Genomic DNA, 10535 nt, shown 5'->3' on the forward strand with positions numbered 1-10535 from the left:
GTCTCTGCTGACTCACAAGACTTAGTATACCTAAAAACAGGTCAGAATGCAAGCAATATTTTCGTTTTTTCTATTTTTTCCCGGGGCAAAATCCGGATATCTGAAAAAAGGTTTTATATGCATCTAAAGCGGCGGCAAAACTTCTCAATAATTTACAATTTCATATGCCGGATAAGAACGATCCCTTTGGTATCCCAGCTTTTCGGCGAGAGCCAGTGAGCCTATATTATGGGCATCCCAGCTGGGATAAAGATCTCTGCGGAGGCATTCTAAGATTAGCTTGGCCCCGCAGGCGTAAGCGAGCCCCTTTCGTCGATAGATTGGTTTCGTATCGATCTCAATCTCAATGCCGCCGGAATACGACGCATAGGAGGATGCACCGCTGACCAGTTCTCCATCTTTGAGGATCGCTATGCCGATTCCCTGCTTTCGATACATCTCATAATCCGGAAACTGAGACACCAGATCCCGGCTCCAACCCTGAGACAGGCACAACTTAAAGACACTCTCATCAATGCGGCAGATTTCATATTTGTTTTCAATGGACAAAACCGCTTTTTCCAGCTTCCCGCGTTTAAAGGTCTCCATAGTCTTCTTTTTCGTCGCATAGCGGAAGATTTTCTTTGCCTTTTTCCCATAAACATCTTCAATTAAAGCGGACCAGTGGGCATTTTGCGGAACCATAATGATGAACCGCTGCTCGCAGTCTTGCAGCTTATATTGAACCAATTTTCTATTTGGTCTGCCTGCAAAAAAGCAGAAATCACCCAGTAAAGCCATCGCTGACTGGGGGTTTTCAGGGTTGTCCGCATACACAGCGCCCATTGTCCCTTCCAGGCATGCGTTTATAATAACATTTTTCTTTTCGGCAAACATTTCCGCTGCCTTATTTTTACTCTCAGGTGAACAAATCCGATAATCCATAGCCGCCTGCTTTCTTTCCTTACACAAAGAGCAGGCTTTCGCCTGCTCCTAAGTAAAGTCATTCACTTAAAAATTCTTCAATCACCTTACGCACATCGTTGCCATCCGCCAGGCCCTTGACCTTTTTCATGACGGCTCCCATGAGCTTACCCATATTTTTCTTGCCGCTTTCGATTCCAAGTTCCGATGCGGTAGCCTGTACCACTTCCATAATCTTGGCCTCGTCCATCTGCTCGGGCAAGTAATTCATCAGAATTTCAATTTCTGCCTTGTAGTCATCAGCTAAGTCCGTTCGTCCAGCTTTTTCAAAATCAGCGAGGGCGTCTTTTCTCATCTTAACCTGTTTTGACAAAATAGCAATAATGCCTTCATCATCCAGCTCTTCCCTGTTATCGACTTCGTACTGTTTAATCGCAGCACGAGCAAAGCTGATCGTATTTTTTTTGACTTCATCTTTTGCTTTCATAGCTTCTTTGAAGTCAGCCATCAGTTGTTCTTTTAAGGTCACTTTTAAAACACCTCGAATCTCCGCTGCAAACGACTAATATTTCTTAGCCTTTTTTCTTGCAGCCTCAGACTTCTTCTTTCTCTTTACACTCGGCTTTTCGTAGTGTTCTCTTTTTCTGAGTTCTGACATAACGCCATCTCTCGCACAAGAGCGCTTAAATCTCTTGAGAGCACTTTCCAAGCTTTCGTTTTCTCTAACAATTACCTGTGCCATATTCCGTTTCACCTCCTGACGTGTTCTGAAATCACATAGATGCTATGAGAACGGTCTTATCTATAACGTTGCTATTATACTATTCTTTGTACAAATATGCAAGGTTTTTTTGGTACAAAGCCTCTGAAAACAACCAAAACTGACAATGTTGCTGCCAGGCTTTCAGTATTGGTTATTGTCCTGCTTTTAAATCCCGGATTCCAGGGCTCTGCCGTAAAAGATCCCGTATCAGCCCGGAGGCCAGGTCAGCTTCCGTTTTCCCAGCAGGTGAAAATGAAGATGTTTTACAGTCTGAAATCCATCTTCTCCGCAGTTGTTCACAAGACGGTATCCGTTTTCCAGTCCCAGCTCAGCGGCGATATCTTTCACCTTCGTCATGATATAGCCCAAAAGCTCCTGATCTTCCACCGTCACATCATCCAGCGATTCAATGTGTTTTTTGGGAATAATCAGCACATGAACCGGAGCCTGCGGCTCAAGGTCGTGGAAACAGAGTATCCGGTCGTCTTCATAGACGGCCTTTGACGGAATCTCCTTCTGAGCGATCTTGCAAAAAATACAATCTCCCATTCGTTATTTCTCCTTTACGTAGTTTTTATAATACTTCATAGCGCAGGTACCGTTGGTATTGCACTTTAGCATCAAATTGTTTCTCAGATAATCCCCCAGCCCGCTCAGCTGCACCGCCGTTACCGCGGCAATCACCAGCACCAGGCCTACCGTAACGTTTCTTACCATCTTCTTATTCATCGGATATTCCTCCAATTCCCCTCAGCGGTCCTCCTGCTCATTCAAAAGCTTCTTAAAATATTTCATGCCGCAGGTGCCGTTTCCCTCACACTTCGGCGCCACCACGCCATCCAAATGATCAAGTCCGCTGAATCGGATCAACACAGCCGCAGCCACAACGACTGCGCAGCAGATCAAAACGTTCCTTATTTTTTTACCTCTCATTTTATTCCCCTCCGAAGCGCCCCTGTGGGGCAGGACTCCACACATCGCCCGCATCGAATACATTCCATGCTGTTGGGTATTTTACTGGGGTCAATATTCAGTCTACAGCTGCTTTCACAGGCACCGCATCCGGTGCACTTCCCCTTGTCCAGCCGCAGCCGATACAGCGATACCTTATTGAACAAACCGTAGACAGCCCCCAGCGGACACAAATATCTGCAAAAAGGCCTGTAAAGTATCATCGATAAGAGTATCAGTACTATAAGTATAACAGATTTCCACGCAAATAGGAACCCCAGTGTGCCCCTCAAACCTTCGTTAAGCGCGGCAAGGGGCCATCCGGCCATCAGCGTGCCGGAAGGACAGATGTACTTGCAGAACCAGGGATCCCCCTGTCCGAAATCATTAACCACAAACATGGGCAGAATCAGCACGAACAGCGCCAGAATCACGTACTTCAGAAACCTGAGCCAGCGGTCAGCTCTGATGTTTCTCAGTTTTACCGGCATGGGGATTTTGTACAGCAGATCCTGCACCAGCCCGAAGGGGCACATGAATCCGCAGACCAGCCTTCCGAAAAAGGCCCCCACTGCGATGAGAAATCCCCAGACATAGAGCGGCAGCGTAAAATTGCGGTCATTGGCTACCGCCTGCAAAGCCCCGATGGGACAGGAACCCAGAGCTCCCGGGCAAGAGTAGCAGTTCAGTCCCGGCAGACAGACTTCTTTAGAAGGCCCCTGAAAAATCTTCCCATCCACAAAGCCTTTCACATATCCGTTGGTCAGCGCCGTAAAGACCAGCTGAAAGCCGGTGCGGAAGCGCTCCTGTTTTTTTGCCTGATTTCTATCCAATTCCGATACACTCCAGACATATATTGACCGCTTTCATAAGCACGGTCTGGCCTTCGCCCCGCATCAGTCCCCCTGCCATGAGAACCGCGGCAAAGACCAGCAGCGCGCTAAATACCAGTTTCCTCTTCAATGATCTTCACCCACTCATCGTACGATCTTCCACCTTCATAAACGGTGCTTGTGATGTTTCCCTTACTGTCCACAAAGAAATAGGACGGCACTGCGGAAATACTGCTGACCACATTGCGCATGATGGAATCGGAAAGCAAAAGATCCGGATAGGTAGCCCCCTGCTGTTTTACAATCTCCTGAGCCTGACTCACCTGCTCCATGCTCACTGCGCCGGACTGATCCAGCGAATCCACCACCAGACCGACTACGCCCAGGCCCTTATCCTTATACGCCTGATACAGCTTTTCCGTATCCGGCATTGCCCTGATACACGGATTGCAGTAAGTGCCCCAGACATCCACCAGTGTATACTTGTAATTGGCAAAGATACTCTGATCCACTTCCTCGCCCTCCAGATTCAGAGTCTTGAACGCTGTCAGCTGTGCGCCTTCGCCCTGTTCCTCCGGCAGTTTCCACGCTTCCTGTGCGGGAGCGCTTTTATCCCCTTCTCCGCTTTTGTCCCCGCAGGCCGTAAAGGTAAGGACCAGCAGGACCGAAACCAGAACAAAACCAATCACCAAACCTCTTTTTCTCTTCATTGAAACTCTCCTTTCATTCCCTCTTCAAATGGCTCCAAAAGCTTTACCCTCCGGAACTGATTTATGGCTGTCTCATCCCCGCTTTCTATATAGACCCGGATGTAGTTGTCCGTATATCCGGTGAGGCAACCTGACTTTTCTTCATATTCTTCCACCAGCACTCTTCTGACGCTTCCCCGGTTGGATTGGAAAAACCGAAGTGAAGCCTGCTCTCCCGCCTCGATCAGCTGCTGCGTCCTGGCCTTTTTCATCGGCGCGGGAATCTGATCGGGCATGGATGCCGCTTTCGTAAAAGGCCTCTGGGAATATTTGAAGGCGTGAACTTTGCAGAATTCGGCTTCCTCAATCAGTCTGACGCTGTCCCGAAAATCTTCTTCCGTCTCCCCGGGGAAACCAGCAATCAGATCGGTGGTAATCCCATATCCCGGATCAAAGTCCTTCAAAACCTTGACAATGTCCAGGTACTCCTGCCTCGTATAGGGCCGGTTCATGGCCGTGAGAATCCGGTCGCTGCCGCTCTGAGCCGACAGATGCAGATGCGGGCACAGCTTTTCATATCGCAGCAGCCGCTTCACGTAGTCCGCATTGACTACTGCCGGTTCCAGGGAACTGAGACGGATTCGAAAATCTCCCGGCATCCGGTCCAGCCTGCGGATAATGGTCTCGATTCCCCAGAAATCATCCCGGACGGAAAAGCCTTCCTCTGTTCCATAAAGAGCCGTATTAATACCGGTGAGTACCAGCTCCTTAAACCCCTGTCCGATCAGTCCTTCCGCTTCCGTCAGCACATCCTCCGGCTCCCTGCTGCGGACACTTCCCCTGGCATAGGGGATGACACAGTAGGAGCAAAAACGGTTGCAGCCTTCCTGGATCTTGATATAGGCCCTGGTCCTGGATTCCGTCGCCGTCACCAGGCCGGTCTCCTCATACTGCCGCAGCTCCTCATAGGACTTCACATGCAGCTGGGGTTTGTGTTCCAGCAGAAATTCTTCGATATATTCGATCAGCTTTCCCTTTTCATTGGTGCCTGTGACGATATTAACTCCTTCGACGGCCTTTACCTCCTCAGGACTGATCTGGGCATAACACCCTGTCACAGCCACCACACTGTCGGGGCTTTGCTTCTTCATCTTGCGGATATACTGACGGGATTTACGGTCCGCCAGGGATGTCACCGTACAGGTGTTGATTACATAAATATCCGCCGGGTCCGTCTCTCCTACAATCTCATAGCCCCGCTCTCTGAATCTGAGGCGCAGCGCTTCGGTCTCATATTGATTGACTTTGCATCCTAACGTATGGAATGCTACCTTCATTACAGCTATATCTCCTTCCCAGTTCTTGGTTTATACACATTTTTCTGACAATTAATCACTCAGAATCAATATTTTTGTATTTTATCACGACGTACTCATGTTGTAAATCGCCTTAACATACAATTAAGAAAGCAATTTTATAACTTGCGGGCAGCGCTGCCTGGCGGCTTTTCCCGACAAGTTTGTGAATACAGCACCAAGGAGGTTTCTCTTGAGAAAAAGAACAATCAAGCTACTACTCTTAATACTAATCGGCCTTGTGACGGGCGTTCTTATTTTCTGTCTTCACGGATTTCATCAGCCCTCTGCCGCAAGAAGCAGCGGCAATATCAAGTGGGTTGATTTTGATGTAACCTATGAGGCTATGAAAGACACGATGGAAATCGACATCCAGACCCACGAGCAGGAAACGCATATCAGCTGGATCGATTCCCTGGCCTATCTGGGCGCCAAATACGGCGGAGATTTTAAAAACTACCAGAAAACAGATCTCTCCCTGTTTGTAAAAAAGCTGCAGGAGGGGCAGGATCTGGAGGATTTTACAAAGAACATGAAATACTTTCCGTATTACAAGAAAGCCTACGGAGCTGTCCTGGGCGGGTTCCTCGGCTATTACAAGCTGGAGGTTCCCAGCGATGACGGCGGTACCCGCTGGGTAGAGCGCTACGGACTCAAAGCCTTTTCTCCCATTGCGGAAGGCTATTGGTACACCCATTTCGATGATTTCGGCCAGAATCGCAGCTACGGCTACAGCAGGCAGCATTTGGGACACGATCTGATGGCCGGTACCGGAACTCCCGTAGTAGCCGTGGAGGGCGGCGTGATTGAAGCCCTGGGCTGGAACCAGTACGGCGGCTGGCGGCTGGGCATCCGCAGCTTTGACAAGGAACGCTATTACTATTACGCTCATCTGCGCAAGGACCACCCTTATGCCGAAAACCTCGTTATCGGGCAGACCGTTTCCCCCGGCCAGGTCCTGGGCTACGTGGGCCAGACGGGCTACAGTCTGAAAGAAAATACCAATAACATCGATACTCCGCATCTTCACTTCGGCATGCAGCTGGTTCTGGATGAAAAGGCCAAGGACAGCCCCAACCAGGTTTGGATCAATCTCTATGCCATAACCCGGCTCCTGGAAAACCATAAGTCCACCGTGGAAAAGGTCGGCAGCGAGTATGTCCGCAAGTATGGGTTTTCTGAGGAAAGCTACTATCTGGCCTCAGCCAAAGAGGATAAAAAAAGCCAGGTCAAACTGCCGGTCCTCATGTATCACGGTCTCCTGAAGGATCCCAAAATGCACAACAATTATGTCATCAGCCCGGACCTCTTCGAAAACGACCTCCAATATCTGAAGAAAAACGGCTATACGACCATCCTCGTGTCCGATCTGATCGACTACGTGGAAAATGGTACGCCGCTGCCGGAAAAGCCAGTTTTGCTCACCTTCGACGACGGCTATTACAATAACTACTTCTACGGGTTTCCGCTGCTGGAAAAGTATAAAATGAAAGCTGTTATCTCCATCATCGGCAAGCACACGGACGATTTCAGCAAGGTGAATGACAATCACGCCACCTACTCCCACGTCACCTGGAAGCAGATCCAGGAGATGCTCGCTTCCGGCCTGGTGGAGATTCAGAATCACTCCTATAATTCCCACGATAATAAAGGCGGGAGAAAAGGCGTGCTAAAACTGTCCGGCGAAAGCGACGACGCCTATGGGAAGTTCCTGCGCAAGGACCTGCTCAAACTGCAGAAAAGGATGCGGGAAAACACCGGTATCACGCCCACGACCTTTACCTATCCTTTCGGGGCCATCAGTGACAGCAGCCTGCCGATCATCAAGGAATTGGGCTTTAAAGCGTCCCTCGGCTGCAGAGAAGGAATCAATACCATAACAAAAGGAGACCCCGACTGCCTTTATAAAATAAAGCGCTATCTGAGGACTCCTGAAAAATCAAGCAGTGATTTTTTTAAAAAAGTCGAATCCGATCTTAAAGAACAATAAAATTGTCAGAACGAGTCACCGTGGCCGGAGGAGCCGGGTCCAGATCACGATCCGCAATGCCCAGGATATCTTCCGGCCGTATCCACGGTCTCCCCTGCAATGCGCTGGTCTCCTCGTGAGTCAGGTATCCCTTATACACCGTCAGGCTCCTGCGCAGGAAACCATCCTTTACACAGGCTTCCTCTACGCCGTCGTTTAATAGCTTCATAAAATGAGGCAGCATTGCGGCCGCGTAGGCTACGGTGGTGGAGCCTGCGATGGCTCCGGGTATATTGCTGACGCAGTAATGGACTACGCCGTTTTCAACGTATGTAGGATCTTCATGGGTGGTTTCATGGAAGGATTCAATGGCGCCGCCCGGATCATTGCTGATATCCACAAGGACCGAACCCTTTTCCATCAGCTTCAGCATTTCCCGATCCACAAGAAATTCCGGATTGCCCTTGGGCCATTTTACGCAGTTGAGAATCATATCCGTGTTAGGCAGCAGCTTTCGGATATTTTCCTTTGTGCAGTACATGGTGTCCACGCTGTTGTGATACTGGGCCTCCACCTCCCGGAGCACGCCCAGGCTGATGTCCATTACGGTCACCTTGGCGCCCAGAGCATGGAGCACCGAAAGAGCCGCCTTGCCCACAATGCCTGCTCCCAGGATCACCACGTTCATCCCCGGTGCTCCCGCAAGGCCGCTGACAAACTTGCCCTTGCCGCCGTTTACGGTCAGCATGGCATTGAGACCTGCCAGAGCCCCCTGTTTTCCCGCCGCCTCACAGTTGGGTGAGCCGTAACGATGGGAATCCTCCGCTGTAAAAGCGATCACTTTTTTATCCAGCAGCACTTGCACCTCTTCCGGGTGCGCCGCGGGATGGATACAGGTAAGTATGATCTGGCCCTCTCTCAAAAGATCGTATTCAGGGGGTTCGATCTCCTTGACCTTTGTCACCAGGTCGCACTGCCCGAAGATTTCCTCAGCCGATGAGACGATCCGCGCCCCTGCCGCTGCATAGGCTTCATCCTCAAATCCGGCTTTTTCGCCGGCGCCTGACTGTACCAGCGCCGTGTGGCCGGCTCCCACTATGGTGAGAATCTCCGTGGGCGTAGCAATGGTGCGGTACTCCCCGTTCTTTATATCTTTCAGCAAACCAAAAATCATACCTTTCCCTCCTTTATAACTCCAATTCGTACATAATCATGGACAGCGCCGCAAGGCCGGCTGTTTCCGTCCTCAGGATCGTTCTTCCCAGGGTGACGCAGTCAGCGCCCAAATCCTTTAAAGCCTGGGCTTCCCCATGGGAAAACCCGCCTTCCGGACCTATAATCAGCGCGATTTCCCCGGGTTTCGCATCGAGTCCCCGCAGGCTGTCCTTTATCGTTCTTCCCGTCTCGTTTTCATAGGGAAAGAGCACCAGGTCGAATTCCCTGAGGTGCTCTGTCATCTGCCGGAATTTGATTTCCTGCCCGATTTCGGGGACAATGCCTCTTCTGCACTGCTTCACCGCTTCCGCCGAAACCTTCTGCCACCGCTGGCGCTTTTTGGAAAAGTTGCCCTTATCGGTAACAACGGTTCTTTCCGTAAATACGGGGACGATGCGGTAAACTCCCATCTCTACGCATTTCTGCACCACCGTCTCCATCTTTGACTGTTTTGGTATGCCCTGAAACAGGGTCACCTGTACCTGCGGTTCTCTGGCAAACTTCTGCTTGTCCAAAATCTTCGCTTCCACACAGTCATCATCCACAGTGAGAATTTCCGCCTCATATTCCCACTGCGTCGAATCCGATACCTCTATGCGGTCGCCTTCGCCAAGGCGCAGAACCTTTGCTATGTGGCGGATATCTTCTTTGGAAACAATGCGGATGGTGCTTTCTCCCACATCGGCCGCATCGACAAAAAATCTGCTCATCGGTTATGCTTTCCGGGCGGCGATGGCGCACCATTCTCCCTTTATCTGTGTTTCCAGGATATCAAAGCCCGCTTTTTTGACAGCCTCTTCTACGGCATCCTTTTTCTCAGTCAAAATACCGGAAGAAATGAATACCCCGCCGTCGTTCAGATGTTCCGCGGCAGCATCGGACAGCTCGATCACCAGCGGAGCGATGAGATTGGCCGCAAGCAGATCAGCCTTCTGATCCACGTCTTTTGTCAGGTCTCCGATCTTTACCGTCACCTGCGCGTCTACGTTATTCGCTTTCACATTTTCCTCGGCGGTTCTGGCGGCATCGGGATCAATCTCTATGCCCAGCACCTGCCGGCTTCCCAGCTTTGCCGCAGCGATGGAAAGGATTCCCGAACCGCATCCGATGTCCAGAACGCTCTGGTTTTCTTTCAGATATTTTTCAATCATGCCCAGACAGAGAGTCGTCGTCTCGTGGGTACCTGTACCGAAGGCCATGCCCGGATCAATCTCGATCACCAGATCGCCTTCCGCAGCCTCGTAGTCCTCCCATGTGGGCTTCACAACCAGCTTTTCCGTAACCTTTGCCGGCTTAAAATATTCCTTCCATTTGTCCTTCCAGTCTTCGTCGTCAACCAGAATATCTTCCGCGTACAGTCTTCCCAGATTAACGTCCCAGCCGAAAACGCCCTCCATCTCTTTGCTCTTGAGCATCATAACCGCGATTTTCAGCTCCTGAACCTTTTCGCGGCCTTCCTCTGTATCTTCAAAATAAACAGAGACTACCGGCTCCTGGTCCTGGTTTTCCAAAACCGACTTGTCGATATAGTCCCATTCGTATTCCTTCTTTTTGCTGAGCAAATCCTCGATATCGGCGGGGTTTTCCACTACCGCTCCGGTTATGCCCTTTTCCATAAGCATTGCCGTAAGGGGTTCGATCCCCTGCTGACTGGTGTAAATCTTTACTTTGATGTACTTCATATTACCCTCACTTCTGTTTTAGTATTATCTTTTCTATTATACGCTAAAGTTGGCCGGCAGGCAAGGTGCGTTCGCTGTCCTTGTTGTTAACTTGTGATAATGTCACTATAGGATTCACTCGAGAAAATGTCCCAATTTGGTACACTGAAACTTATGAAAGAAGGTAACATCACAT

The 10535-nt window shown here is 49.9% G+C and carries 14 protein-coding genes; 1 reads left to right on the forward strand and 13 read right to left on the reverse strand.

Annotation, left to right across the window (positions count from 1 at the left end; translation table 11 throughout):
* Window positions 1–144 precede the first annotated feature (144 nt).
* The 10 genes from NE619_RS04735 to mtaB form a co-directional block, all read right to left on the reverse strand.
* A complete protein-coding gene (locus tag NE619_RS04735) occupies window positions 145–924 on the reverse strand; it encodes a GNAT family N-acetyltransferase (RefSeq protein ID WP_256131218.1) in 780 nt (259 codons plus the stop codon).
* Window positions 925–982: 58 nt separating this feature from the next.
* Window positions 983–1432 (reverse strand): GatB/YqeY domain-containing protein, encoded by a 450-nt coding sequence (locus NE619_RS04740; protein WP_256131219.1) that lies wholly within the window; start codon window positions 1430–1432, stop codon window positions 983–985.
* Window positions 1433–1465: 33 nt separating this feature from the next.
* On the reverse strand, window positions 1466–1645 hold the full coding sequence (gene rpsU, locus NE619_RS04745) for a 30S ribosomal protein S21 (protein WP_022146591.1): 180 nt from the start codon (window positions 1643–1645) through the stop codon (window positions 1466–1468).
* Window positions 1646–1873: 228 nt separating this feature from the next.
* A complete protein-coding gene (locus tag NE619_RS04750) occupies window positions 1874–2215 on the reverse strand; it encodes a histidine triad nucleotide-binding protein (RefSeq protein ID WP_256131220.1) in 342 nt (113 codons plus the stop codon).
* A 3-nt stretch (window positions 2216–2218) separates the two neighbouring features.
* Window positions 2219–2395: a hypothetical protein gene (locus tag NE619_RS04755; RefSeq protein ID WP_256131221.1), complete on the reverse strand. Its 177-nt coding sequence runs from the start codon at window positions 2393–2395 to the stop codon at window positions 2219–2221.
* Window positions 2396–2416: 21 nt separating this feature from the next.
* Window positions 2417–2599, reverse strand: a complete 183-nt coding sequence (locus NE619_RS04760) for a hypothetical protein (protein WP_256131222.1) — start codon at window positions 2597–2599, stop codon at window positions 2417–2419.
* Window positions 2596–3450, reverse strand: coding sequence for a 4Fe-4S binding protein (locus NE619_RS04765; RefSeq protein ID WP_256131223.1), 855 nt, complete (start codon window positions 3448–3450; stop codon window positions 2596–2598). The genes NE619_RS04760 and NE619_RS04765 overlap by 4 nt, the downstream gene beginning before the upstream one ends.
* Window positions 3443–3580, reverse strand: a complete 138-nt coding sequence (locus NE619_RS04770; RefSeq protein WP_256131224.1) for a CD1871A family CXXC motif-containing protein — start codon at window positions 3578–3580, stop codon at window positions 3443–3445. Before NE619_RS04770 ends, NE619_RS04765 begins: the two co-directional genes overlap by 8 nt.
* Complete coding sequence (locus tag NE619_RS04775) at window positions 3558–4160, reverse strand: TlpA family protein disulfide reductase (RefSeq protein ID WP_256131225.1); 603 nt, start codon at window positions 4158–4160, stop codon at window positions 3558–3560. Before NE619_RS04775 ends, NE619_RS04770 begins: the two co-directional genes overlap by 23 nt.
* Window positions 4157–5476, reverse strand: coding sequence for a tRNA (N(6)-L-threonylcarbamoyladenosine(37)-C(2))-methylthiotransferase MtaB (gene mtaB / locus NE619_RS04780; protein ID WP_256131226.1), 1320 nt, complete (start codon window positions 5474–5476; stop codon window positions 4157–4159). Before mtaB ends, NE619_RS04775 begins: the two co-directional genes overlap by 4 nt.
* A 211-nt stretch (window positions 5477–5687) precedes the next feature.
* On the opposite strand from mtaB, the gene NE619_RS04785 reads away from it, so the two are divergent.
* Complete coding sequence (locus NE619_RS04785; protein ID WP_256131227.1) at window positions 5688–7484, forward strand: polysaccharide deacetylase family protein; 1797 nt, start codon at window positions 5688–5690, stop codon at window positions 7482–7484.
* Here NE619_RS04785 and NE619_RS04790 read toward each other — a convergent pair.
* The 3 genes from NE619_RS04790 to prmA are packed head-to-tail and all read right to left on the reverse strand — an operon-like array spanning window position 7471 to window position 10360.
* A complete protein-coding gene (locus tag NE619_RS04790) occupies window positions 7471–8637 on the reverse strand; it encodes an alanine dehydrogenase (protein WP_256131228.1) in 1167 nt (388 codons plus the stop codon). The two genes, NE619_RS04785 and NE619_RS04790, sit on opposite strands and share 14 nt — an antisense overlap.
* A gap of 13 nt (window positions 8638–8650) precedes the next feature.
* Window positions 8651–9388, reverse strand: a complete 738-nt coding sequence (locus NE619_RS04795; RefSeq protein ID WP_256131229.1) for a 16S rRNA (uracil(1498)-N(3))-methyltransferase — start codon at window positions 9386–9388, stop codon at window positions 8651–8653.
* A gap of 3 nt (window positions 9389–9391) precedes the next feature.
* A complete protein-coding gene (gene prmA, locus NE619_RS04800; protein WP_256131230.1) occupies window positions 9392–10360 on the reverse strand; it encodes a 50S ribosomal protein L11 methyltransferase in 969 nt (322 codons plus the stop codon).
* Window positions 10361–10535 lie beyond the last annotated feature (175 nt).

The organism is Anaerovorax odorimutans, from assembly GCF_024459955.1.
In the GTDB taxonomy this organism is placed as follows: domain Bacteria; phylum Bacillota; class Clostridia; order Peptostreptococcales; family Anaerovoracaceae; genus Hominibacterium; species Hominibacterium odorimutans_A.